At 60.8% G+C, this 23,977-nt stretch carries 19 protein-coding genes and 1 pseudogene; 10 read left to right on the forward strand and 10 right to left on the reverse strand.

Annotated features, from left to right (window positions below; genetic code table 11):
• Window positions 1-636, reverse strand: coding sequence for a nucleotidyltransferase domain-containing protein (locus tag BFQ03_RS26155; RefSeq protein WP_239695284.1), 636 nt, complete (start codon window positions 634-636; stop codon window positions 1-3).
• Window positions 637-788: 152 nt separating this feature from the next.
• On the opposite strand from BFQ03_RS26155, the gene BFQ03_RS26160 reads away from it, so the two are divergent.
• Complete coding sequence (locus BFQ03_RS26160; protein WP_065944324.1) at window positions 789-1,565, forward strand: APH(3') family aminoglycoside O-phosphotransferase; 777 nt, start codon at window positions 789-791, stop codon at window positions 1,563-1,565.
• Between the two features lie 42 nt (window positions 1,566-1,607).
• Here the strand turns inward: BFQ03_RS26160 and BFQ03_RS26165 are convergent, their stop codons facing one another.
• Window positions 1,608-3,662: a TonB-dependent receptor domain-containing protein gene (locus BFQ03_RS26165; protein WP_065944325.1), complete on the reverse strand. Its 2,055-nt coding sequence runs from the start codon at window positions 3,660-3,662 to the stop codon at window positions 1,608-1,610.
• Between the two features lie 407 nt (window positions 3,663-4,069).
• Between BFQ03_RS26165 and ggt the strand changes: the two genes are divergently transcribed.
• Entirely contained in the window at window positions 4,070-5,914 is a 1,845-nt protein-coding gene (gene ggt / locus BFQ03_RS26170) for a gamma-glutamyltransferase (RefSeq protein WP_065944326.1), read from the forward strand.
• Window positions 5,915-5,961: 47 nt separating this feature from the next.
• Here the strand turns inward: ggt and ddlA are convergent, their stop codons facing one another.
• Window positions 5,962-7,056 (reverse strand): D-alanine--D-alanine ligase, encoded by a 1,095-nt coding sequence (gene ddlA / locus BFQ03_RS26175; protein WP_032859895.1) that lies wholly within the window; start codon window positions 7,054-7,056, stop codon window positions 5,962-5,964.
• Between the two features lie 153 nt (window positions 7,057-7,209).
• Between ddlA and BFQ03_RS26180 the strand changes: the two genes are divergently transcribed.
• The 3 genes and pseudogenes from BFQ03_RS26180 to BFQ03_RS26185 all read left to right on the forward strand — a co-directional run bounded on the left by BFQ03_RS26180 (window position 7,210) and on the right by BFQ03_RS26185 (window position 8,999).
• Complete coding sequence (locus BFQ03_RS26180) at window positions 7,210-8,019, forward strand: AraC family transcriptional regulator (RefSeq protein WP_032859894.1); 810 nt, start codon at window positions 7,210-7,212, stop codon at window positions 8,017-8,019.
• A 126-nt stretch (window positions 8,020-8,145) separates the two neighbouring features.
• Window positions 8,146-8,262 (forward strand): annotated as a pseudogene (locus BFQ03_RS30075) (AraC family transcriptional regulator); the annotation flags it as partial.
• Between the two features lie 221 nt (window positions 8,263-8,483).
• Complete coding sequence (locus BFQ03_RS26185; protein ID WP_032859893.1) at window positions 8,484-8,999, forward strand: GNAT family N-acetyltransferase; 516 nt, start codon at window positions 8,484-8,486, stop codon at window positions 8,997-8,999.
• A 39-nt stretch (window positions 9,000-9,038) separates the two neighbouring features.
• On the opposite strand, the gene BFQ03_RS26190 is transcribed toward BFQ03_RS26185, so the two are convergent.
• Complete coding sequence (locus tag BFQ03_RS26190; RefSeq protein ID WP_032859892.1) at window positions 9,039-10,355, reverse strand: methyl-accepting chemotaxis protein; 1,317 nt, start codon at window positions 10,353-10,355, stop codon at window positions 9,039-9,041.
• 105 nt (window positions 10,356-10,460) lie between these two features.
• Window positions 10,461-10,793: a DUF2790 domain-containing protein gene (locus BFQ03_RS26195; protein ID WP_032859890.1), complete on the reverse strand. Its 333-nt coding sequence runs from the start codon at window positions 10,791-10,793 to the stop codon at window positions 10,461-10,463.
• A gap of 257 nt (window positions 10,794-11,050) precedes the next feature.
• Here BFQ03_RS26195 and BFQ03_RS26200 point away from each other — a divergent pair, with 257 nt between their 5' ends.
• From BFQ03_RS26200 to BFQ03_RS26215, 4 genes are all read left to right on the forward strand, one after another.
• Window positions 11,051-12,379, forward strand: a complete 1,329-nt coding sequence (locus BFQ03_RS26200; protein WP_065944327.1) for an OprD family porin — start codon at window positions 11,051-11,053, stop codon at window positions 12,377-12,379.
• Between the two features lie 186 nt (window positions 12,380-12,565).
• The gene (locus BFQ03_RS26205) at window positions 12,566-12,760 is read left to right on the forward strand and encodes a DUF2790 domain-containing protein (protein ID WP_032859886.1); all 195 of its coding nucleotides are present in this window, start codon (window positions 12,566-12,568) and stop codon (window positions 12,758-12,760) included.
• A gap of 290 nt (window positions 12,761-13,050) precedes the next feature.
• Window positions 13,051-13,725, forward strand: coding sequence for a heavy metal response regulator transcription factor (locus tag BFQ03_RS26210; RefSeq protein ID WP_032859884.1), 675 nt, complete (start codon window positions 13,051-13,053; stop codon window positions 13,723-13,725).
• Window positions 13,722-15,119 (forward strand): heavy metal sensor histidine kinase, encoded by a 1,398-nt coding sequence (locus BFQ03_RS26215; RefSeq protein WP_032859882.1) that lies wholly within the window; start codon window positions 13,722-13,724, stop codon window positions 15,117-15,119. The genes BFQ03_RS26210 and BFQ03_RS26215 overlap by 4 nt, the downstream gene beginning before the upstream one ends.
• 33 nt (window positions 15,120-15,152) lie before the next feature.
• Here the strand turns inward: BFQ03_RS26215 and BFQ03_RS26220 are convergent, their stop codons facing one another.
• The 3 genes from BFQ03_RS26220 to BFQ03_RS26230 are packed head-to-tail and all read right to left on the reverse strand — an operon-like array spanning window position 15,153 to window position 20,731.
• Window positions 15,153-18,296 carry a CusA/CzcA family heavy metal efflux RND transporter gene (locus tag BFQ03_RS26220; protein ID WP_032859880.1) on the reverse strand — a complete coding sequence of 1,048 codons (3,144 nt, stop codon included), beginning with the start codon at window positions 18,294-18,296 and terminating at the stop codon, window positions 15,153-15,155.
• A gap of 18 nt (window positions 18,297-18,314) precedes the next feature.
• Window positions 18,315-19,490, reverse strand: coding sequence for an efflux RND transporter periplasmic adaptor subunit (locus tag BFQ03_RS26225; protein WP_065944328.1), 1,176 nt, complete (start codon window positions 19,488-19,490; stop codon window positions 18,315-18,317).
• Window positions 19,491-19,507: 17 nt separating this feature from the next.
• Window positions 19,508-20,731: a TolC family protein gene (locus tag BFQ03_RS26230; RefSeq protein ID WP_065944329.1), complete on the reverse strand. Its 1,224-nt coding sequence runs from the start codon at window positions 20,729-20,731 to the stop codon at window positions 19,508-19,510.
• A 183-nt stretch (window positions 20,732-20,914) separates the two neighbouring features.
• Here BFQ03_RS26230 and BFQ03_RS26235 point away from each other — a divergent pair, with 183 nt between their 5' ends.
• Window positions 20,915-21,589: a heavy metal response regulator transcription factor gene (locus BFQ03_RS26235; RefSeq protein WP_032859875.1), complete on the forward strand. Its 675-nt coding sequence runs from the start codon at window positions 20,915-20,917 to the stop codon at window positions 21,587-21,589.
• Between the two features lie 3 nt (window positions 21,590-21,592).
• Here BFQ03_RS26235 and BFQ03_RS26240 read toward each other — a convergent pair whose 3' ends face one another.
• Window positions 21,593-22,489 carry a cation diffusion facilitator family transporter gene (locus BFQ03_RS26240; RefSeq protein ID WP_065944330.1) on the reverse strand — a complete coding sequence of 299 codons (897 nt, stop codon included), beginning with the start codon at window positions 22,487-22,489 and terminating at the stop codon, window positions 21,593-21,595.
• 180 nt (window positions 22,490-22,669) lie between these two features.
• On the reverse strand, window positions 22,670-23,956 hold the full coding sequence (locus BFQ03_RS26245; protein ID WP_065944331.1) for an MFS transporter: 1,287 nt from the start codon (window positions 23,954-23,956) through the stop codon (window positions 22,670-22,672).
• Window positions 23,957-23,977 lie beyond the last annotated feature (21 nt).

Below are 23,977 nucleotides of genomic sequence, written 5' to 3' on the forward strand. Positions count from 1 at the left end.
TCATGAAGGGGTTATCCAGTGATGCCCCGGATGAAGCTTCAGCAAATGCTGCCTCAGCCACGCCACCTCCTCATCGGGCAGCGTAGGCAAGGTCTTGTGAAAATCCTCTTCATCCTTGGGCCGCACATGCTGGGCTTTGAACAAGAGGATCGCTGCGGGCCTTAAATATGGGATGCCTTCACGACTCAAATACAACATTTCTGCACGGGGAAACCGGATAGCCTCATCACGCTTGTAAACCCATACTTCAGGGCTTCCTGATTCAATCATCATGTCCACCCGCCAGGCTTGAGCAACGGGGTCGAAACACCACACCTGATGAATGTCTAGTCCCGGGATATGGCCCAAGGGGAGAAAAGTGAGCACTCCGCTCTTCGCGGTATACATATCAAGATCGCCAAGCGCGTGCCGGAATGCCGGGAAATCGTCTCGCAACATGGTGAACTCTATATCGTCATGCTCCCGCGTCTTTTCTCCGCGCCATAGATCAAGCGCCCAGCCACCGACAACGCACCATGGAAGCGAGACAGCCTTCAGGCGAACAGCCAACTCGGCAGGCGTCCATGCACTCCATAGCTCTTGATCCGGCACCAAAGCCCTGTTCGCCATAATCTGATCTCCGATCGTTCCGAGCATTACGCGACCTGATACAACGCATACTCGCCCTTTAGCAAACTGGGTGAGAAGTGGCAAAAGGGTGTCTACGACACCCGAGGCGATTCATACTCGTCACTCTACCCCCTCAGAAAAGGTGATGCGTGCCCTCCCAGTCTTCCAGGCCAAGGCCTGTGCCTTTCGAACTCCCCAGGACCATCACGCGATTTATCGGTGATGCCCCGTTGATTGCCGATGACGTCGGCGAGTCGCCCTGCGATGTCTTCAGTTTTACCCGGGGCAATGATCGTTTCTTTCTTAAAGCCTGCGCAGCCATCTACGCGCCCACGACCTACAGCGTCTTGCGCGAAGCCCGTGTACTGCAATGGGTAGATGGACATCTGAGTGTGCCCGAGGTGGCGGTCATCGCGCAAAGCGCCGACGGCGAATTCATGATCACCCGTTGTGTACCGGGGGCACCGATCCAGGTGCGTATCGACGAGCCAGGCACCCTGTCGGCGCTGTTTCACGAGGCGCTGCGCCAGCTACAGAATGTCCCCATCGCCGGCTGCCCCTTCGACTCAAGCGTGTCACAGCGCCTGAACGAGTTGGAATACCTGCTTGCACATGACCTGTGCGCGCAAGAGCCCGAGCCGCACCCGTGGCCAGACCTGAACAGCCCCGAACAACTGCTGGCCCATCTGCACGCCGCGCGGCCGAAGGAAGACCCCGTGTTCAGCCATGGCGACCTGTGTGACACCAATGTGTTCGTCGACACTCAAGACCGCCTGCACTTCATCGACCTGGGCCGCGGAGGGATCGCCGATCGTTGGCTGGACATCGCGTTTGCACAACGCAACCTCCGCGAAGATATTTCGGAGCAGTCGGCACAGGATTTTCTCGACCGACTGGGCGAACCTGATAAGCCGGCAAAGCGAGAGTTTTTCGAACAACTGGACGAGTTGTTCTAGCAACGCCCGCGAACCCTGAGGCTCGCGTGGCATGGCGACACCTCAAAAGTAAGTGGTAGCCCCGGCAAAAAACGCACGGCCCGGCACATAGAACGTCGTCGAACCATCACGTGCATCTTCATCCAGCAAGTTCTGCACACCGCCATTCAAGGTCAACCACTTGGTCACGGCCAGGTTCGCCGTCAGGTCGTAGGTGGTGTACGACTTGACGAAGTCATTACCTGCCCCACGCTGTTTGCCGACATGCTGCGCCGACAGTTCGGTGTTGAGTGAGTCGGTGACTTGCCAGTTGAGCGCACTGAAGGCTGACAGCTTGGGCGCGCTGATCAGGTCTTCGCCGGTGGACAGGTTTTTGCTCTCCAGCATGTAGGTGGCGTTGGTGCGCCAGTCCAGGGAGTCGCTCAGCGGGACGCGAACCGAACCTTCCCAGCCACGGGTCCGCGCTTCTTCGACGTTTTCCAGCATGGTCCACCAGCGGCCCTGGAACTGGCCCAGTGGCGCGTATTCGATCTTGTCTTCGAAGTCGGTGTGGAAGTAGGTCAGGCTGGCCTCCCAGCCGTCACGGTCAAAGGACACGCCAATTTCCTTGTTGACGCTGGTTTCTGGCGACAAGTTCGGGTTACCGGCCATCCAGCAACTGCCGCTCACATAACCCAAAGGTTTCAACGAGCCACAACCGCGACCGCCGGATTCGGTGGCGGCACCGGCGCTGCCCTCTTTCAGGCTGGGCGCACGAAAGCCCTTGGACACACCGCCGCGTACGGTCCAGTCCGGATGCGGATGGTAGACTAGGTACGCCCGCGGGCTGTTGTGGTTGCCGTAGTCTTCACTGTGGTCAAAACGGTTGCCCAGGGTCAGGGCCAGGTTATCGAGCAAGTACAACTCATCTTCGATAAACGCCGCCGAGTAGTCACCCTTGAGTGACGAACCGGAGACCGCAACACCTTGATAGTCCACCGGCACCGTGCCCAGGGTGTCACTGTTGGTCAGTTCTTCACGTTTCCACTGCCCGCCCACGGTCAGGCGCTGGTCGAGCAGGAACTTGAACGGAATGTTCAGGCTGCCCTCGGCGATTTTCTCTTCGGCGCTGGATTTGCCCCAGTCGATGTCGTTCTTGAACTTGTTCAGGTACAGGTCCACTTTCGAGGTACCGAAACTCCAGTCCCCAGTGTGGGACACGGAATAGCTGTCGCGAATCAAACGGCCGGGGCCGAAGCCGGCACCCATGGTTTCGCCCCAGTCACCAAAGGTCTTTTTGCTCGACCAGGACCGCTCGACACCATGCACGGCCTCGAACGACAGGCTTTGCTCGTCATTGATTTTCCAGTCGAGCAAGGCGTTGACGCTGTGGTCCTTGGCGCCGCCAGCGCCGTCGCCGTACATGAACTCGCCATCTTTATCCAGGCGCGCCGTGACTTCATCGGCGGCGCGGCGGGTCAGGTTGGCGCCCAGGCGCAGGCCGACGGACTCGGTCAATGGCCCGGACAGGTTGAGGCTGGTCTGGGTGGTCTGGCCACGGTCGGAGTCTTCGGGAATCGTGGTGTTGACGTTGGCAGAACCGCTCCAGGTCCGCGAGACCTTGCGCGTGATGATGTTGATCACACCGCCCATGGCATCCGAGCCGTACAGCGAAGACATGGGGCCGCGCACGATCTCGATGCGCTCAATCATGTTCGGGGTGATCCAGTTCAGGTCCTGGCGTGCCAGGTCACGGCGATAGCTCAAGTCCCCCGAACCGCCCAGACGCTTGCCGTCCACCAGGACCAAGGTGTACTTGTCGTCCAGGCCACGCAGTTTGATTTTCGACTGTTCCCCCACCGGGCCGAAGCCCCCCGTGACACCCGGCACACGCCGCAGCAGGGTATTGAGGTCGTACACCGGTTGGCGCTCGATTTCTTCACGGGTGATGACACTGACGCTGGCCGGCGCATCCCGCAGGTCCGTGGCCCCGCCGGTGGCGGTGACAAACGAGGTATCGAGTTCGGTGACGGCCTGTTTATCGACCTCGCCAATCTCTTGCGCTTGCAACGCCGGGGCGGCGTTCAGCACACCGAAGGCCATGAAAAGAGAACTGAACAGGTAGGGGGGATTCTTCATTGCAAACAGTCCTTGTTAAGCCAATATGCACCAAGACGGAGCACTAAAGGCTGCGGAGTGTAATGCAAATCCTTATCATTTAGAAAAGCATTTGTTACAATTCAGAAACAAATCCATACATTTAAAGCAGAATTATTTTCTTCTATTTGCCTTGAAATACTTAGAAAATCTCCAATTTAACGCTATTTGTCGACATCTAAATATTCACAAAAAAGCCAATCATTCACTTGATAATGAATCGCGTGACCCTCCCCGCACGGGATTTGTGCAAAATTGATTCTGTTAGCCATCAACTTTTGACGCTCCTGTCTCCCCGCTGTTAGTGTCCGCCCTCCTTCCCCGCAGATATCTGCCAGGTGCGATTTACCCGCAAAACCTCACCCCAGGGACAACAGATCATTCTCAAAATGAACGGAGTTCAGCGCGTGCTTTTCACCCTACGCTTGCAGCGTCTTACCAGCCTCTCGGTGATCGTCGCCGCCCTCAGCCTCAGTGCCTGCCACAGCGCCAGCACCCCCGGCTTGCCTCCTGCGCCGGAGCTGGGGTCGGGTTATCGCACCGACATGACCGTACGCCATGCCGAGCGCCATATGGCCGCTGCGGCCAACCCGCTGGCGGCCGAGGCCGGGCGGACCATCCTGCGCCAGGGTGGCTCGGCGATTGATGCGGCCATCGCCATGCAAGCGGTGCTGACGCTGGTGGAGCCGCAGTCTTCGGGGATCGGCGGTGGCGCCTTTATCATGCTGTGGGATGGCAAGCAGGTACGGGCCTATGACGGCCGTGAAACCGCACCGGCCGGTGCGACGGCCGACCTGCTGCTCAATGCCGACGGCACGCCGATGGCGTTTGCCCAGGCGCAGATCGGTGGTCGCTCGGTCGCCACGCCCGGTGTATTGCGCGCACTGAAAATGGCCCACGAACAGAGCGGTCGCCTGCCCTGGGCCCAGTTGTTCGAGCCGGCGATCCAGTTGTCCGAGCAAGGCTTTGCGATTTCCCCGCGCCTGCACAGCCTGCTCGCCGCCGACCGCTATATCAGCCAGTCGCCGGACATGGCGGCGTACTTTCTCAACGCCGACGGCAGCCCGAAAGCCACCGGCACCGTGCTGAAAAATCCGGCGCTGGCCAATGTACTCAAGCGTATTGCCAAAGAGGGCCCCGACGTGCTTTACCAAGGCCCGATCGCCGAGGAAATTGCACGCAAAGTCCAGGGCCACCGCAACGCTGGCAGCCTTGCACTGAGCGACCTCAAAGGCTACCGCGCCAAGGAGCGCGCACCGCTGTGTACCGACTACAAGCGTTGGCAGGTATGCGGCATGCCGCCGCCGTCGTCGGGCGGGGTTGCCATTGCGCAGATCCTCGGCACCTTGCAGGCCCTGGAAGCCCGTGACCCGCGCTGGGCCCTGGCACCGCTCAAACCCGTGAAGACCGCGACAGCTGCCGGCCTGGAACCTGCGCCCGAAGCGGTGCATCTGATTGCCGAGGCCGATCGCCTGGCCTACGCCGACCGTGCGCAATATGTCGCTGATGCAGACTTTGTCCCGGTACCGCTCGCGGGCCTCGTCGCCCCCGGTTACCTGGCCAGCCGCGCGGCATTGATCGGTGAGCGCAGCATGGGCGTGGCCAAGCCTGGCCAGCCGAGCGGGGTTGAGGTGGCCTACGCACCGGATCGCTCGCCGCTGCGCATCTCTACCTCGCAAGTGGTGGCCGTGGATGACCAGGGCGGCGCGGTATCAATGACCACCACCATCGAGGCGGCATTCGGTTCCCATGTCATGGTCCAGGGTTTCCTGCTGAATAATCAGATGACGGACTTTTCCTTTATCCCCGAGGAAAACGGCCAGCCAGTGGCCAACCGTATCGAGCCGGGCAAACGCCCACGCTCATCCATGGCGCCGACCCTGGTCTTCGACCGCCAAAGTGGCGAGCTGCTGGCCACAGTCGGCTCACCCGGTGGCTCGCAGATCATCGAGTACGTGAGCAAGTCCCTGGTGGGCATGCTGGACTGGAACCTCGACCCGCAAGCCGCCATCAGCCTGCCCAACTTCGGCAGCCGCAACGGCGCGACCGAATTGGAGCGAGGGCTGTTCAGCGCACAGTTGAAAGCGGCACTCAAGGATCGGGGGCACGCCTTGAGCGAGATCGACATGACCAGCGGCACCCAGGCCATCGTGCGGGTGCGGGATGCCCAGGGCAAGGCAACGTGGAGTGGTGGCGCGGATCCACGGCGTGAGGGTGAGGCGCTGGGGGACTGACTCAGGATTACCACCATCGCCGGCAAGCCGGCGATGGTGATTGAGGCTTAGCGGCTGATCTTCAAGCCCTTGCGCAACCCATGCCGCTCCAGCGCCAGTTCGATCAGGCGGCTGACCAGTTCGCTGTAGCTCATCCCCGCCGCCTGCCACAACTTGGGGTACATGCTGATGCGGGTGAAACCGGGCAATGAGTTGACCTCATTGATTAGCACTTCACCGTCTTCACACAGAAACACATCAACCCGCGCCAGCCCGGCGCAGCCCAGCACTTCAAAGGCCTCAACGGCCAGGGCGCGAATGCGCTCGCTGTCTTCGACACGGATATCGGCAGGCACCAGCACTTGCGCAGCCTGGTCGTCGATGTATTTGCTGTCGTAGGAATAGAAGCCGTCACGCACCACGATCTCGCCACAGCCGCTGGCGATGGGACGCTCGTTGCCCAGCACTGCGCATTCGATTTCCCGGCCTTTGACGGCAGACTCCACCAACACTTTTTCATCGAAGCCCAGGGCCAGTTCAATGGCGGCCAGATACTCGGTTTCGTCAGCCACCTTGCTCACGCCCACTGAGGAGCCTTGGTTGGCCGGTTTGACAAACAGTGGCAAACCCAGCTTTTGCCGCGCCTGGTCGAAGGTGGTGCGTGCCGCATTGCCACGGTTGAGGGTGATAAAGGGCGCCACGGCAATACCGGCGTCGCGCAGCAGGCGTTTGCTGATGTCCTTGTCCATGCACACCGCCGAACCCAGCACGTCGGAACCCACGAACGGCAAGTCCGCCATGCGCAGCAAACCTTGCAGGCAACCGTCTTCGCCGAGGGTGCCGTGGACGATGGGGAAGATCACATCGACGTGCTCCAGCAGACTCTGGCCCGAGGTTTCCACCAGTTGCTGGCTGGCCTTGCCCGGCACCACCGCCAATTCGCGGTTGGACTGGTTGAGAGCGATCAGCGCCGGGTTTTCCTGGTTGAGCAGGAAGTTAGAGGTGTCGTTCAGGTGCCAATGGCCGGCCTTGTCGATACCGATCAACACCGGCTCAAAACGCGTGCGGTCAAGGGCGTCGACGATGTTGCGTGCCGACTGCAACGACACCTCATGCTCGGCCGAACGCCCACCAAAAATAATACCTACCCGCAACTGACTCATGACCCGGCCTCACTGTAAAAGTAAGGTTTATTACCATGAGCCGTCAGCCATTAGCCACCTTTGCAACCACGCACAATCGTACAAGCCCCCGGCAGACAGCCGCCCCAGACTCAGTTAACGTAACTCCATCCGACATCTTTCGAAAAACATCCCATGGGCAAACTTACCGCGAACATCGACTGGCTGCACCGGGCGCCCCATGCCAGCGGCCTGGAGCGGATCGAGGCGTATTTTTCCGGGTTTGGCTTCGACCCTCATCGCCACGATACCTACGCCATTGGCCACACCCTGTTCGGCGTGCAGAGCTTTCATTATCGCGGCAGCCAGACCCACAGCCTGCCGGGCACGACCATGGTGATCCATCCGGACGAAGTCCACGACGGCTGGGCCGGCAGTGAGGAAGGCTTCAAGTACCGGATGATTTATGTGGAGCCGGCGCTGATCCAGCAGATTCTCGGCGGCAAGCCGTTGCCGTTTATCCACAATGGGCTGTCCAACGACCCATGGCTGCACCGGGCCTGCCAGGCCTTTGTGCAGCAACTCGACTGCCCGCTGGACCCGATGCAGGAGCAGGACGCGCTGTTCGACCTGGCCCATGCGCTGAACAATGCCTCGGGCATCAGCGTCTGTCGCAAGACCTTTGATTACCAGGCCGCCGAACGCGCCCGTGAGTTTATCCACAGCGCCTTGGGGCGCAGCATCACCCTGGATGAAATGGCCGCGCACTGCGGGCGGGATCGCTGGGCCCTGTCGCGGGATTTCCGCCTGCTGTTCGGCACCAGTCCCTATCGCTACCTGACCATGCGCCGCCTGGATCTTGTGCGCAATTTACTGGGTCAGGGCCAGTCATTGGTGGATGCCGCGCTGATCGCCGGCTTCACCGACCAGAGCCACATGACCCGGCAGTTTCGCAGCACCTTCGGCATCCCGCCGTCGCGCTGGGTGAAGATGCTCGGCCGTTAAACGGTAGGAGCGAGCTTGCTCGCGAAGAACCTGAGAACGCCGTGTTTATCCAGGATAAACGCGGTGCATTTGAGTTCTTCGCGAGCAAGCTCGCTCCTACAGAAATGCTGAGCCGCCTCCAGAGCCTCATTGGTGGATGCCGCGCTGATCGCCGGCTTCACCGACCAGAGCCACATGACCCGGCAGTTTCGCAGCACCTTCGGCATCCCGCCGTCGCGCTGGGTGAAGATGCTCGGCCGTTAAACGGTAGGAGCGAGCTTGCTCGCGAAGAACCTGAGAACGCCGTGTTTATCCAGGATAAACGCGGTGCATTTGAGTTCTTCGCGAGCAAGCTCGCTCCTACAGAAATGCTGAGCCTCGCCCCTGGCATTGGCGCAGGCGCAATGGTAGCCGGCGCTTGAATCCTGCCGCCCGAATGTGAGAAGAAGAACCCCTGCGCTACTGCCATCGCGAGGTTTCCAGGGATGAACCTGACATTGACGCCCCCACAGTGGGATGACGTGAACGAGCTGCTGGCGTTCGAGCTGGCCAATCGGACGTTTTTCGAAAGCTGGATCAATGCCCGGCCCGAGGCGTACTACAGCGTCGAAGGGGTACAACGTGCCATCGAGAGCGCACTGCTGGAGGCCAGCGAAGACCGCGCCTACCAGTACCTGATCCGAGAAAACGGCGTGCTGGTCGGGCGGATCAACTTTACCCAGGTGCGGCGCCGCTACTATCACTCGGCCTCCCTGGGTTATCGCATGGGCGCCGAGTTCACCGGGCGCGGCCTGGCCCGGCAAGCCGTGGCGCTGGGCCTGGAGAAAGCCTTTGGCGAGCACGCCCTCAAGCGCATCGAGGCCACCGTGCGCCCAGAGAACCCCGGCTCGCTGCGGGTGTTGCAGCGCAGCGGCTTTACCCAGTATGGCCATTCACGCAAGGCGTTCCTGCTCGACGGGCAGTGGTTCGATCTGTTGCTCTTTGAGATCCACGCCCCCTGACGCTCTTACCTTTGACCTTGCCGGCCTTGAGTCAGGTGTCTAGGTGGACAGCTGATTGGCAAACTGACCAACCGCACTCACCACTTTCTGCGCGCCGTCCTGAATCTCGACAATCACCGTGCCCGCTTCTGCCGCCAGGGACAGGCCCTGCTCGGCCTGCAGCCGGCCATCGGTCATCAGCGCCACGGCATCGCGGGCCATGTCCTGGTTCTGGCGCACGACGCCAACGATTTCCTCAGTGGCTTTGCTGGTCCGCGACGCCAACTGGCGTACTTCATCGGCCACCACGGCAAACCCCCGCCCCTGTTCGCCGGCACGGGCCGCTTCAATGGCTGCGTTCAGCGCCAGCAGGTTGGTCTGCTCGGCAATCCCGCTGATGGTCTTGACGATACTGCCAATCACCTGGGACTGCGCATTGAGTGCCTCGATGCCCTCGCCGGCCTGCTCCATGTGCTTGGCCAGGTCGCGCATCACTTCCACCGCCTGGGTGACCACAGCGGTACCGCGCTGGGCGCTGCTGTCGGTGTGCAATGAGGTGCTGTAGGCAATGTTGGCGGCCTCGGCCACCGCGCGTTCCTGATTGACCTGATCGGTGATCACCGTGGCGAACTTGACCACTTTGTACAGCCGCTCGTTGGCATCCAACACCGGGTTATAAGACGCCTCCAGCCAGACCTCGCGGCCATGGGCGTCGATGCGTTTGAAGCGCCCGGCGACAAATTCCCCACTGTTCAAACGCTTCCAGAACGCCTGGTACTCAGCACTGTTGTAATCCTGCGGCTCACAGAACATGCGGTGATGTTTACCCTGGATCTGCGCCAGGTTGTAACCCATGCCTTGCAGGAAACGGTCGTTGGCGGCAAGCACATTGCCATTGAGGTCGAACTCGATCACGGCGGTGGAACGCACCAATGCGGCGATCAGGTTTTCGTGCTCGCGGGAGGCTTCGATGGTGCGGGTCAAGTCGCTGGAGTACACCGAGAAACGCTTGATGCGTCCATCCGCGCCACGCACCGGCTGCACGATGGAACGCAACCACGCCTCCTTGCCGTTGCCACGCAGCAAGCGCACGGTGCCGGCAAAGTGCTCGCCACGACTCAGGGCGTTGTTGAAACGTTGCTGGAACTCATCGCGCCTCACATGCTCCGGTACAAACTGATGAATAGCGTGCCCCAGCAAGTCGCCGGACCGGTAGACCATTTCGTCGAGGAAGTTCTGGTTGACCGCCTCGATACGGCCCTCGGGGTCCAGGCTCAAAGCCAGCATCTCGCTCTCCAGGCTTTCCTTGACCTGCTGCAGGCTGGACAGTTCTTCGCGAAGAGCCGACAGCTCCTGCTTCAAGCGGGTATTGAACATGGGCGGCACCGGAGAGCTGATAGTTAGTGGATTGTCTAACCATCGGCGCTGCTGGCGTTTTCTGAAGAGTACTTGAGCCCCAGGCTCAACTATTTTTTCAGCCCCTCAACTGCCGTTGTTACGGCACAAGCCCATGACCTGATACTCAAGGGTCTTGATAGTGCCGCTGGAGTCTTCATAGGTCATGCGCGAAGGCACGACCTTACAGGCACGAATCGGCGGCGTGACGCTGACCACCTTGGCGATATCCAGCTTCATGCCATATTCGTAAGCCAGCACCTGGGGCGCCGGCTTGCCCTGCGCAGTTGCGTACCGGCTCATGGCTTGCTGGTTCTGCTGCATCAATTGAGCAATCTCGCGATCGCCGCCGACTTCAGCCATTGCCCCCATGGAAAGCGAAAAAACCATCACGCCCAAAGCCAAGGTTAAACGTTTCATAAGAGTGCCTCTCGTCTGATTTCATCGTTGAAAGTTCAGAGCCGAGAGTAACTAACGCACCCTGTCAGAAGGGTCACGAGCAGATTACGTATCCGTCAGATTCTATATAACTGGCAAAATTGTAATGTGTGTGACACCTCTGCGTTATCTCGCGTTTGCAACTATAAGCCGGGCCTCCTGGGTTTCGGGCGCCCATCCAATAAGAACGCCCCAGGCGACTAAAAAAGCTAATAGCTGCCAACACCGAGGAGCGATACATGCGCACTAAGCACACACTTTCTCTTTCCATCATCGCCGCACTGGCTGGCGCTACGCCGCTGGCGAGCATGGCGGTGGAAGACAAGCCCGAAGGGTTTATCGAGGGCAGTACGTTGAACGTGCTGGCCCGCAATTTTTACTTCAACCGTGATGACCGCAAGGGCCAGTCCAGCCCGACCGGCAACGGCTACTCGGAAGCCTGGGCCCAGGGCCTGATCGGCAAGTTCGAGTCCGGCTTCACCCAGGGCACCGTGGGGTTTGGCCTGGATGCCTTTGCCATGTACGGCCTCAAGCTCGATTCCGGCACGGGGCGCAGCGGCGGCAAGGGCTCCTTCGGCATGTTGCCGGTAGACAGCGACAACCGCCCCGAAGACGACTACAGCAAACTCGGCGGCGCGGTGAAAATGCGCCTGTTCGATACCGTGGTCAGGGTCGGTGATGTGTTCCCGAAAACCCCGGTGGTGCACTACGGTGACTCACGCCTGCTGCCGGAAAGCTTTCGCGGTGTCACCGTGGAAAATACCAGCCTAGAGGGCTTGAGCCTGCAAGGCGGACGCTTGCATGCCATGAGCCAGCCCACCAACAGCAGCATGCGTGACGGCTTCGCGACGTTTTATGCCGGCAATGTGAATTCGCCGTGGGTCGGTTACTTCGGGGGCGACTATCAACTGAACCCAAACGTGAGCCTCAGCCTTTACAGCAGCCGCTTGAAGGACGCCTGGGATCAGTACTATTTCGGTACGGCGGCCAATTATCCACTGACAGAAGAGGTGTCGGTGTTTGGCGGCTTCAATTACTACAACGCCCAGGATGAAGGCAAAAAACTGCTGGGCGAACTCAACAACAATATCTGGAGTGCCAAGCTTGGGGTGAAGGTCGGCGCGCACCAACTGGCCCTGTCGCACCAGCGCAACAACGGCAACAATGACTTCGATTACCTGCGTCAGTCGGACTCGATTTTCCTCGACAACTCGATCCAGTACAGCGACTTCAACTCGCCCAAGGAGCGCTCCTGGGCCCTGCGTTATGACCTGGACATGCAGACCCTGGGCATCCCGGGCCTGTCGTTCATGACCCGTTATGGCAAGGGCACGGGCGCCGACTACAGCAACGCCAACTCGGTGTATATGCGCCGCGACGCCTTGGGTGACCCGCTCACCGACCAACGCCGCTGGGAGCGCGATATCGAAGCCAAGTACGTGTTCCAGGGCGGTACGTTGAAAGATCTGTCCGTACGCATTCGCCAGGCGACGGTGCGCTCAAGTGCCTTTGAGTCGGACCTGGAAGAATTCCGGCTGATCATGGAATATCCGCTGGCCATCCTCTGATCACACTCAACGGCAAGTGCTTACATTCACTTGCCGTTGACTAGCACTTCTTCACAATTTGCAGCCTGTCAGAACTGTAATATGCGCCTCACGTTCTCGTTAAGTTGAACTTTATATACTGCCTGCATCGACCGGCCGAGGCGATTTCCTGCAACTAACGGCAAAGGTCCTTTGCGGAGAAAGTTTATGAAGCCACTGCATATTTTATTCACCGTTTTACTCAGCACAGCCTCCACCGCGGCACTGGCCGACGACGGCAGTGATCGTTCACGCCAGTTCCTGGCCGAGTTTCGCCAGCAACAGCAACAGATCCATGGCAGCGAAGCCGTGGCCGAGCAAACGCCAGCGCCCTCGGATACACCGGCCCCAGAGGCCATCTGAGCGGCGCACACCGAGCACATTCATCTCTTGAAGCTTTTTTTGTGGAGCTCCTTTGGAAGGAGATGAATTTTTAGCGCCCTTACGGGCGCTTTTTTTTGCCCGCTCGATGCAATCACCTCCCGCCCCTGGCGACTAATTGTCGCACTGGCGCCCAAACAGCGCGATTGCTCGGGATGCGCCTTGACCCTGAAGTAGCTTCAAGGCTCAGAATTTTCCTACATCCAGGACTACAGCCCTTCTCCCGCGTAGCTCCATTCTCCTATTCGCTTATCAGTAAGAGGTCAATCTGTATGCGTATCCTTGTGGTTGAGGACGAGCCAAAAACTGCCGACTACTTGCATCAAGGCTTGAGTGAAAGCGGCTATGTCGTCGATCGTGCCGCCAGCGGCGTCGACGGTCTGCACCTGGCCGGGCAGCACCATTACGAATTGGTGATCCTTGATGTCAACCTGCCTGGCAAGGACGGCTGGCAAGTGCTGGAGCAACTGCGCCGCGACACCACCTTGCGCGTCATGATGCTCACCGCCCGCGGCCGCCTGGCCGACAAGATCAAGGGCCTGGACATGGGCGCCGATGATTACCTGGTCAAACCCTTCGAGTTTCCCGAGTTGCTGGCCCGGGTGCGCACGTTGCTGCGGCGCAGTGAACCCATCGCGTTACCGGAAGTTTTCCGCGTCTCGGACCTGGAGCTGGACCCGCGTCGCCATCGTGCGTACCGGGGCACGCGACGCATTGACCTGACCACCAAGGAGTTCGCGCTGTTGCAGGTTTTGATGCGCCAGAGCGGTGAAGTGCTGACCCGCACGCAGATTATCTCGCTGGTCTGGGACATGAACTTCGACTGCGACACCAATGTGGTGGAGGTGTCGATCAGCCGGCTGCGGGCCAAGGTCGATGACCAGAGCGAGGTCAAATTGATCCACACCATTCGTGGCGTGGGTTACGTACTGGAAGAACGCCCATGAGAACCGGCAGCTTATCCATGCGCCTGGGGCTCACCGTCAGCCTGATGGGCGCAGGCCTGGTGGTGCTGCTGGCGACCCTGGCGTACCTGGCCCTCACCCATGAGCTGGAAAACCTCGCGCGCAAGGGCCTGGAAAGCAAGATGGAACAGATCCAACACAGCCTGCTCCAGGACCTCAACCCCCGAGACATCAGTGCTCGCCCCCATTCTTTGCTGGACCTGGTGATGGGCCACGACAATTTCTACCTGAGTATCATCGGCCCCGCGCCCGCCGACACCGTGCTGCTGAGTGTTGGTGCAAAGCCTCAGGAACCGTTGTTGCTCAACTTTGCAGCGCGCGAACAGTTGAGTTTTCTCAATTGGATCGATGGGCACGGCAATCAGATCCTCAGCGCGTCGAGCCGGATGCGCTTGAGCAGCGGGGATAATGTGCGGGTGCTGCTGTCCCTGAACCGCTCCGACGATCAAGCATTACTCAGTGCCTACCTGCGCTCCACGGTGATCGCACTGCCGCTGCTGTTGATTCTGATCGGCATGGGCGCCTGGTGGCTGGTGCAGCGCGGGCTGGCACCGTTGCAGCAATTCAGCCGCGTCGCCGGCAAAGTCACGACCCAGGACCTGACCCATCGCCTGACCGTCGAGAACCTGCCCAGGGAGCTCAGTGAACTGGCCCAGGGCATCAACTTCATGCTCGATCGCCTGGATGCCGGTGTGCAGCAGTTGTCGCAATTCTCCGACGACCTGGCCCATGAACTGCGTGCGCCCCTGACCAACCTGATGGGCAAGGCCCAGGTCACACTGTCCCGTGCCCGGGCGCCTGAGGACTACAAGTCGGCGCTGGAATCGAGCACCGAAGAGCTGGACCGCCTGGCGCGGATCGTCGCCGACATGCTGTTTCTCGCCCAGGTCAGCCATCCGGCGGCGCGGGCTTCGTTTGAAGCCGTGAGCCTGGCCGATGAAGCCCACCGCGTCATGGAACTGTTTGCCCTGAGTGCCGAAGACAAACAGTTGACCTTGAGCCTGTCCGGCGATGCCTGTGTCCAGGGTGACCGGCTGATGATCCAACGGGCCATTTCCAACCTGCTGTCCAACGCCATTCGCCACAGCCCGGACGGTTCGTGCATTTCGCTGCTGATCGAACCTCACGCCAAGGGGGCCTCGCTGTCGGTGAGCAACCCTGGCGTGGGGATTGAGGCGCAACACCTGCCCCACCTGTTCGAACGTTTCTACCGTGCCGACAACAGCCGCGCCCGCACCGAGGGGGGCACCGGGTTGGGACTGGCAATCGTGCGTTCGATCATGACCTTGCACCAGGGGCAGGCTGATGTCAGTAGCGTGCCGGACGGCATTACCTTGTTCAGGTTGATATTTCCCCACGGGCTTGCCCGCGAATAACGTTGCAGTGTTCTCCCGGCCACCATCCCCAGCCTACACGGGCTCCTCGTCGCGTCGATGAGCCCACTGATACAACGCTGGCAGCACCAGCAACGTCAGCAGCGTCGAAGAAATAATCCCGCCAATCACCACCGTCGCCAGCGGCCGTTGCACTTCGGCGCCGGTGCCGGTGGCCAGGGCCATGGGGATAAAGCCCAGGGAGGCGACCAACGCCGTCATCAACACCGGACGCAAGCGCGTCAGCGCCCCTTCGTTGATCGCCACCGACAACGAGCGCCCTTCCTCACGCAGGTTGCGGATGAAGGCAATCATCACCAGGCCGTTCAGTACAGCCACCCCCGACAGTGCAATGAACCCCACCCCAGCGGAAATCGACAACGGTATATCGCGCAGCCACAGCGCCATGATCCCGCCGGTCAACGCGAAGGGGATCCCGGTGAATACCAGCAGCCCGTCCTTGAGGTTGTTGAACATCATGAACAGCAAGCCGAACACCAGCAGCAATGCCACCGGCACCACCACCCGCAGGCGCTCGGACGCCTCCTTGAGTTGCTCGAACTGGCCACCCCAGGTGGTCCAGTAGCCGGCGGGGATCTTCACCTGCTGCGCCAGCGCACTTTCCGCTTCTGCGACAAACGAGCCGATATCCCGCCCGCGCACGTTGGCGCTGACGATCACCAGGCGCTTACCGTTTTCGCGGCTGATCTGGTTCGGGCCCAGGACCAGGTCCAGGCTGGCGACTTGCGACAAGGCAATAAAACCCAGTTGGCCCGAGGTGTTGCCGGCCAGCGCCGGGATCGGGATCAATAGCCGCGACAAGCCTTCGATATCGGTACGCAGGGTTTCCGATAAACGCACCACCATGTCGAAACGCCGATCACCTTCGTACAGCATGCCGGCCTTGCGCCCGCCCACGGCGACGGCGATGGTGTCTTGCACATCGCCCACATTCAGGCCAAACCGCGCCGCCTTGTCACGGTCGATATTGATGGTCAGCACTGGCAGGCCAGAAGTCTGTTCCACCTTCACTTCCGAAGCGCCATTGAGCTTCTGCAAGGTCTCGGCAATCTCCCCGGCGGTCTTGTTCAGAACGTCCCGATCATCGCCAAACACCTTCACCGCCACATCACTGCGCACCCCGGAAATAAGCTCGTTGAAGCGCAGCTGGATCGGTTGCGACAGCTCGTACTGACTGCCCGGCACAATCGCACTGGCCCGCTGGATCTCGGCGATCAGGGTTTCACGGGACTTCTTCGGATCGGGCCACTGGTCCTTGGGCTTGAGCATCAGGTAGCTGTCGGAAATATTCGGTGGCATCGGGTCGGAAGCGATTTCCGCGGTGCCGGTCCGGGCAAATACCCGCTGGATCTCCGGCACCTGGGCCATCAAGGTTTTTTCCAGTTGCTGCTGCATCTGTACCGACTGCGTCAGGCTGGTGCCCGGCACACGCATGGCTTGCTGGGCAAAGTCACCTTCGCTGAGGCTGGGGATAAACTCGCTGCCCATGCGGCTGGCCACGGCGCCAGACACCACAATGGTCAACAGCGCCAGGCCGAACGCCCAGCTACGGTGCGCCATCACCCAATCCAGCACCGGCGCATAGCCCCGGCGTGCAGTGCGCATTACCCAGTTCTCTTCTTCCTTGACCTTGCCGGTGACGAACAGCGCAATGGCCGCCGGGACGAAGGTCACCGACAGAATCATCGCGCCGAGCAATGCCACCACCACGGTGAAGGCCATCGGGTGGAACATCTTCCCGGCCACCCCGGTCAGGGCAAAGATCGGCAGGTACACCACCATGATGATCAACTGCCCGAAGATCAGCGCACGACGCGCTTCCTTGGCGGCGGCGAATACTTCGTGCAGGCGCTCACTGCGCGTCAGCAGGCGACCATGGCGTTGCTGCGCATGGGCCAGGCGACGGATGGCGTTCTCCACGATCACCACCGCGCCATCGACGATAATCCCGAAATCCAGCGCGCCAAGGCTCATCAGGTTGGCGCTGACTTTGTTGGTGAACATCCCGGTAAAGGTGAACAGCATCGCCAGCGGGATCACCATCGCGGTGATCAGCGCCGCGCGGATATTGCCCAGGAACAGGAACAGAATCACGATCACCAGCAGCGCACCTTCGAAGAGGTTTTTCTTCACGGTGGCGATGGCTTTTTCTACCAGGTTGGTGCGGTCGTAAACCGTGACCGCCACCACGCCTTCAGGCAGGGAGCGGTTGATCTCTTCGAGCTTTTTCGCCACGGCCTGGGACACGGTGCGGCTGTTTTCGCCGATCAACATGAACACTGTGCCGAGCACCACTTCGCGGCCATTTTCGGTGGCCGCGCCGGTGCGCAACTCACGGCCGATATCGACCTGAGCCACATTGCGCACGCGGATCGGCGTACCGTCGACAGTGTTGATGACGATATTGGCAATGTCGTCGATGGACGCCACTTGCCCCGGCGCACGGATCAGCAACTGTTCGCCACTGCGCTCGATATAACCGGCACCGACGTTGGCGTTGTTACGCTCAAGCGCCGTCACCAGGTCGTTCAAGGTCAGGTTGTAGGCCGCCAGGCGCTTGGGGTCCGGGGCGACCTGATATTCCTTGGCGAAACCACCAATGGTATTGATCTCGGCCACGCCGGGCACGTTGCGCAACTGCGGCTTGATGATCCAGTCCTGGATCACCCGCAGGTCCGTTGGCGTATAGGCCGAGCCATCTTCCTTGCGTGCGCCGTCTTCAGCTTCCACGGTCCACAGGAAAATTTCCCCAAGGCCCGTGGAAATCGGCCCCATCGCCGTTTCAATACCGTCCGGCAACTGCTCGCGGGCCACCTGCAAGCGTTCGTTGACCAGTTGCCGGGCGAAGAACAGGTCGGTGCCGTCCTTGAAGATCACCGTGACCTGGGACAGCCCCGAACGCGACAGCGAACGGGTCTGCTGCAAGCCTGGCAAGCCGGCCATCGCGGTTTCAATGGGAAAGGTGATGCGCTGTTCGGTTTCCAGCGGTGAAAAACCGGCCGCCGCCGAGTTGATCTGCACCTGGACGTTAGTGATATCCGGCACTGCGTCGATGGGCAGTTTCTGGTAGCTGGCGATGCCGACACCGGCCATCAACAACACCGCCAGCAACACGATGATGCGCTGCTCGATGGCAAATTGAATCAGACGTTCAAACATGGGGAATCACTCGCAGGATCAATGGGCGTGCTCGGCCGAAGCCTTGCCCAGCTCGGACTTGAGGACGAAGCTGCCAACGGTCGCCACCTGTGCACCGGCCTCCAGGCCCTGGCGCACTTCGACAAAGCCGTTTTCACTGACACCCAGCTCAACGTGGCGGGTGATGAAGCCTTCGGCGGTGCGCACAAACAGCGACGGTTTGTCTTCCACAGTCTGGATCGACTCCACCGGCACGGTGACCGCCGCCGAGTAAGTTTCCGTGGCCACCTGCACCGCCACGAACAACCCGGGGCGCCAGGAGTCGTCGGGGTTGGCCACGCTGACCCGCACCGTTGCGGTACGCGTCTGCTCACCCAGCAAGTTGCCGACATAGGCCACGGTGCCCATCACGTCGGTGCCCATTTCCGTGGAGCTGACCTTCACCGGTTTACCGACCTGGACCTTGTTCAGATCCTTGGGGAACACACCAAACGTGACCCACACCTGGGACAGGTCCGACAAGGTAAAGGCGGCGCTGGTCTCACTCACCACCTCGCCGACGCCCAGGTGTTTTTCCACGACCACGCCCGCAAACGGCGCACGCAATTCATAGCGATTGCCGCCGGCCAGGACCGCGCTGCCACTCAGGGCGTTCATCTTTTGCCGCGCGTTGTTCAGGGCGATCTCGGCTTCTTGCAGGGTCTGGCGCGCCAGCAGGTAATCCTGCTCGGCAGAGATCTTGTCCTGCCATAACTGGCGCTCGCGCTGGAAGGTGGTGCGGGCCAGTTCGACCCGGCGCTCGCTGGCCGCCAACTCACTGCGCTGATCAGAAATCTGCTGGCTGGCGATCACCGCCAACAGCTCACCCTGCTTCACCTTCTGCCCGAGGTTGACCTTCACCGACTCCACCACGCCCGCCGCACGCGGCACGATGTGGGAGGTGCGGTCCTCATCGAATCGCACCTCGCCCGGCAACGACAGCAACGTGCTGATTTGCCGGGGCTGAGCCTTGGCCAGTTGAATACCGGCGGCCTGGATCTGCTGCTCATTGAGCACCAGCGCGCCCTCTTCCTCTTCCTCCACCGGCGCTTCGACGCTCGCTGCAGGTGCCGGTGCCGGTGCCGAAGGTGCAACGCTGGTAGCCGGCCAAAACACCATCGCCCCAAGGGCAATGGCCACTGCGACGGCCAGAGCCAGGCCTTGTTGTTTGTTCATGGGGAACTCCTGAAAGATCAAATGCGGGCGAGGTCGCCGTAAATCCGTTCGATGCGCACCCAGGCGTCGGTGGCCTGGGCGAGTGCGGCGAGGTATTGGGTGCGGGCTGCGATCAAGGTGCGCTGGGCGTCGAGCACATCGAGGAAGTTAAACTTGCCCATCTCAAAGCCACGGGTGGCGCTGTCCACCGCACTTTGGGCGGCAGGCAGGATCACTTGGTTGAAGGCCCGCACTTCACTGTTGGCGGTCGACCACAGGTCCAGGGCCTGGCGGGTTTCGGTGCGCAGGCGCAGTTCGGTGGCGTTGCGCAGGTCGCGCGCCTGGTCGGCACGGCGGCTGGCGGCCAGTACATTGCCCTGGTTGCGGTTGAACAGCGGGATCGGCATCGACACACCTACCAGGTTGACGCGCTCGCGGACGCTGGCGTCGTACTGGCTGCCGATGGACACGTCGAGGTCGGGAATCCGCTGGGCCTTTTCCAGGCCCAGGCCGGCTTCACGCTGCTGGATTTGCAGTTCAGCCAGACGCAGTTCGGCGGTGTTTTCCAGGCGCGCCAGCAGCTGTGTGCTGGACGGCAATGCCGGAATGGCTGAAGCGCCAGCCTCGACGCGCTGGAAATCGGTATTGGCGTTGCCGGTGATCGCCGCCAGTCGGCGATAGGCATCGGTCACGCCGATCTCGGCACGGCTGCGTTCCAGGCGGATTTCCGAGAGCTGTACCTGCGCGCGGGTGGCTTCGACCGGCGACGACTTGCCCGCCGTGACTCGGCCATTGGCAACCACCAGCCCGCGCTCGGCCAGCGCGACTGAACGCTGGGCCAGCTCCAGGCGTTCCTGGGCCCGCAGGGCGCCATAAAAGCCATCGATGACCTCGGCCCGCAACAGGTTGCGGCGCTGCTCCAGCTCCTGGGCGGCCGCATCTTGTGCCCGCGAAGCCACATCAATCCGCGCCCCACGCTTGCCACCCAGCTCCAGGGTCTGGGTCAGCTTGAGGGTGGTGGTGCGGGTGCTGCGGCGGGTGTCTTCGGCGTCCCAGGAGGCCACCGGGTTGGGGATCAGCCCGGCCTGCTGCCGACCGCCCTGGGCGATGTCGATTTCCCATTGCGCGGCGGCCAGGTCCGGGTTGTCGGCAAAGGCACTTTGCAGGGCCGATTCGAGGGTCAGGGTATTGGCGCTGGCCACTTGGACCATCGCCAATACCCCTATGAAGGAGCACACAATTGTTCTTAAAAACGTTGGCATAGCAAGCGTTCCACACCCATGAGTTGGCGGATAAATCCAAGCACGGGCAATGTAACTTTCGCCACTTATCAGAGGGGTGGCCAGAACATTACAAATCCGTTAGCAAAGGCTCTGGAACGGGCTTTTGCTTTAACCTTCGCGGCAACACGCTGATACTTTCCCCTGCCCCGAGGCACGCTCGACATGCGAATCCTGGTTATCGAAGATGAACTGAAAACTGCCGATTACTTGCATCAGGGACTGAGCGAAAGTGGCTATGTGGTGGACTGCGCGGCCAGCGGTGCCGACGGCTTGCACCTGTCCAGGCAACACACCTATGAACTGGTGATTCTGGATGTGAACCTGCCACTGATGGACGGTTGGGATGTGCTGCAGCGGATCCGCCAGACCAGCAACACCCGCATCATGATGTTGACTGCCCAAGGGCGCCTGGCCGACAAGATCAAGGGCCTGGAACTGGGCGCCGATGACTACCTGGTCAAGCCTTTCGAGTTTCCCGAACTGCTGGCCAGGGTCCGCACCCTGATGCGCCGCAGTGTCGAGGCCGCCGTGCCGGACGTACTGCGGGTGGGCGACCTGGAACTGGACCAGGGCCGCCACCGGGCCTTTCGCGGCAACCAGCGCATTGACCTGACTACCAAGGAGTTTGCGTTGCTGCACTTGCTGATGCGCCAGAGCGGCGTGGTGCTGTCGCGCACGCAAATCATCTCGTTTGTGTGGGACATGAACTTCGATTGCGACACCAACGTGGTCGAGGTCTCGATCCGCCGCCTGCGCGCGAAGATCGATGACCCGTTCGAGCGCAAGTTGATCCACACCTTGCGCGGGGTTGGTTATGTGTTGGAAGACCGCGAATAGCGGTCAGTGCGCGATCGGTTCCTGATGAAAACCCTCGCCTTCGATCTGGAGGGTGACGTGGGAAATATCGAATTGTTCATGCAGCAACTCTGTCACCTGGGCCAGGATCTGTTGTTCGCTGCCCAGTGCCGGGTCCGCTACCAGATGGGTGCTCAGCACGTTTTTACCGCTGGTCAGGGCCCAGACATGCAGGTCGTGCACCTCCTTGACCCCAGGCACAGCGCAGATGGCCTGCTCCACTGCGTCGATATCAATACCGTCCGGCACACCTTGCAGCAGCACGTTCATGCTTTCCTTGAGCAGCGTCCAGGTTCTTGGCAGGACCCAGAAACCAATCGCTGCGGCTACCACCGAGTCGACCCAGGCCCAGCCGGTGAACATGATCACCACCGCCGCCAGGATCACCCCGATGGAACCGAGCATATCGCTCCAGACTTCCAGGTAGGCACCCTTGACGTTCAGGCTTTCATCGCTGGCGGCGCTGAGCAGGCGCATGGAAATCAGGTTGACGATCAGCCCCAGCACGGCAATCACCAGCATGCCGGTGGACTGGATTTCGGCCGGTGCCTGCAAGCGCTGGTAAGCCTCATAGAGGATGTAGAACGCCACCACGAACAACAACAGCGCATTGAACGCCGCCGCCAGGATCTCGAAACGGGCATAACCAAAAGTGCGTTTGCGGTCAGCGGCGCGCTTGGCGACCTGGATCGCCACCAGGGAGATGGCCAGGGCCAGGGTGTCGGTCATCATGTGCGCGGCGTCGGACAACAGCGCCAGGCTGCCGGTGACAAAGGCGCCGATCACTTCGGCAATCATGAAGCTGCCGGTCAGCCCCAGGGCCAGCCATAACTTGCGTTCGTGGCCTGCGCGTACGGTGGCGTGGTTGTGTCCTGCGCTCATGGAATGTCCTCAAGGGGGGGATGTGCGCTGATCATAGAGCGATAAATGGAAACCTTCGGTATGGATTTCATTATTGTCATGCTGCGGCCATCAGGGTGTTAGCCAAGCAAGACATAGGGGGGCTGTCAAACACCTTGCCCAGTACAACAAGGATCAAAGGTGGGAGCTGCGTGTATCCAATCACGCCAGCGCGCCACGCCGGCCAAACCGCAACGCGCTGGCCACGCCGACCGCGCCCATCACCACGCAATACCCGACGCAAATCCACGGGCTGGTGGGCATTAATGCAATCAGCATCAGCGGTGTCGTGCTCGCCCACAGCGCGTAGGCAATGTTGTAGGTAAAGGAAATCCCCGACACACGGATCTGCGCCGGAAACAGGCTGACCATCACCGATGGCACTGCGCCCACCACCCCGCAACTCAACCCGGCAACGGCATATGCCGCACCCAGCCACACGCCGCCGGCGATCAGGCTGGCGTAGAGCACGGCGATACCGACCGGCAACAGCAGGCTGTAGACCAGCACCGCGCGCCAGGCGCCAATGCGATCCACCAACAGGCCGGCGAGCACGCAACCGATATTCAGGAAGACGATGCCCAATGCGCTCAGGGCGAAGGTGTGGCTGGGGCTCATGCCGAAGGTTTTCTGCATCATGGTCGGGGTGATCACGACCAGCACCACCACCGCCGAGGTCAGCACGCAGGTCAGGAGCATGGCCGGCAACAGCGCTTGCCGGTGGTCGCGCAATACCGTGCGCAGCGGCAGTTCGGCGTCGGCCTGGCGGCGCGCCTGCATGGCCAGGAATACTGGGGTTTCGCTGAGCCAACGGCGCAGCCAGACACCAATCACGCCAAACACACCGCCCAACAGAAACGGAAAGCGCCAGGCGTAGTCGAGGATTTGTTCAGCGGTGAACATCTGCGCCAGCAAGGTCGCCGTCAATGCCCCCAGCAGGTAACCGAAGGTCAGCCCGGCTTGCAGGAACCCCAAGGCATAACCGCGATGGTTGGCAGGGGCGTGCTCGGCGACGAAGACCCAGGCGCTGGGCACTTCACCGCCCACCGCCGCGCCCTGCAACACCCGCAGCGCCAGTAGGATCAGTGGCGCGAAATAGCCGATTTGCGCGTAGGTCGGCATGATCCCGATCAGCAGGCACGGCAACGCCATCATCAGGATGCTCAGGCTGAACACCCGCTTGCGCCCCAAGTGATCGGCAAAGTGCGCCATCAGGATGCCACCCAGTGGTCGCGCCAGGTAGCCGGTGACGAAAATCCCGAAACTCTGCAGCAGGCGCAGCCATTCGGGCATTTGCGGAGGGAAGAACAACTGGCTCAGGGTCAGGGCAAAAAAGACGAAGATGATGAAGTCGTAGATTTCCAGGGCACCGCCCAAGGCGGCCAGGCCCAGGGTTTTGTAGTCGGAGCGGGAAAAACGCTGCGCCTGTGGATAAGTGCTGGCAGTCATGGAGAAGCTCGGCAGACAAAC

This window comes from Pseudomonas sp. 25 R 14, from assembly GCF_900004755.1.
GTDB classification, from domain to species: Bacteria; Pseudomonadota; Gammaproteobacteria; order Pseudomonadales; family Pseudomonadaceae; genus Aquipseudomonas; species Aquipseudomonas brenneri.

Coding starts and splice junctions, on each gene's coding strand:
- BFQ03_RS26230 (WP_065944329.1), bottom strand. CDS start 20,731: ATGCCAACGTTTTTAAGAACAATTGTGTGCTCCTTCATAGGGGTATTG.
- BFQ03_RS26205 (WP_032859886.1), top strand. CDS start 12,566: ATGAAGCCACTGCATATTTTATTCACCGTTTTACTCAGCACAGCCTCC.
- BFQ03_RS26190 (WP_032859892.1), bottom strand. CDS start 10,355: ATGTTCAATACCCGCTTGAAGCAGGAGCTGTCGGCTCTTCGCGAAGAA.
- BFQ03_RS26155 (WP_239695284.1), bottom strand. CDS start 636: ATGCTCGGAACGATCGGAGATCAGATTATGGCGAACAGGGCTTTGGTG.
- BFQ03_RS26185 (WP_032859893.1), top strand. CDS start 8,484: ATGAACCTGACATTGACGCCCCCACAGTGGGATGACGTGAACGAGCTG.
- BFQ03_RS26210 (WP_032859884.1), top strand. CDS start 13,051: ATGCGTATCCTTGTGGTTGAGGACGAGCCAAAAACTGCCGACTACTTG.
- ggt (WP_065944326.1), top strand. CDS start 4,070: ATGAACGGAGTTCAGCGCGTGCTTTTCACCCTACGCTTGCAGCGTCTT.
- BFQ03_RS26220 (WP_032859880.1), bottom strand. CDS start 18,296: ATGTTTGAACGTCTGATTCAATTTGCCATCGAGCAGCGCATCATCGTG.
- BFQ03_RS26180 (WP_032859894.1), top strand. CDS start 7,210: ATGGGCAAACTTACCGCGAACATCGACTGGCTGCACCGGGCGCCCCAT.
- BFQ03_RS26240 (WP_065944330.1), bottom strand. CDS start 22,489: ATGAGCGCAGGACACAACCACGCCACCGTACGCGCAGGCCACGAACGC.
- BFQ03_RS26245 (WP_065944331.1), bottom strand. CDS start 23,956: ATGACTGCCAGCACTTATCCACAGGCGCAGCGTTTTTCCCGCTCCGAC.
- BFQ03_RS26200 (WP_065944327.1), top strand. CDS start 11,051: ATGCGCACTAAGCACACACTTTCTCTTTCCATCATCGCCGCACTGGCT.
- BFQ03_RS26165 (WP_065944325.1), bottom strand. CDS start 3,662: ATGAAGAATCCCCCCTACCTGTTCAGTTCTCTTTTCATGGCCTTCGGT.
- BFQ03_RS26195 (WP_032859890.1), bottom strand. CDS start 10,793: ATGAAACGTTTAACCTTGGCTTTGGGCGTGATGGTTTTTTCGCTTTCC.
- BFQ03_RS26225 (WP_065944328.1), bottom strand. CDS start 19,490: ATGAACAAACAACAAGGCCTGGCTCTGGCCGTCGCAGTGGCCATTGCC.
- BFQ03_RS26235 (WP_032859875.1), top strand. CDS start 20,915: ATGCGAATCCTGGTTATCGAAGATGAACTGAAAACTGCCGATTACTTG.
- ddlA (WP_032859895.1), bottom strand. CDS start 7,056: ATGAGTCAGTTGCGGGTAGGTATTATTTTTGGTGGGCGTTCGGCCGAG.
- BFQ03_RS26215 (WP_032859882.1), top strand. CDS start 13,722: ATGAGAACCGGCAGCTTATCCATGCGCCTGGGGCTCACCGTCAGCCTG.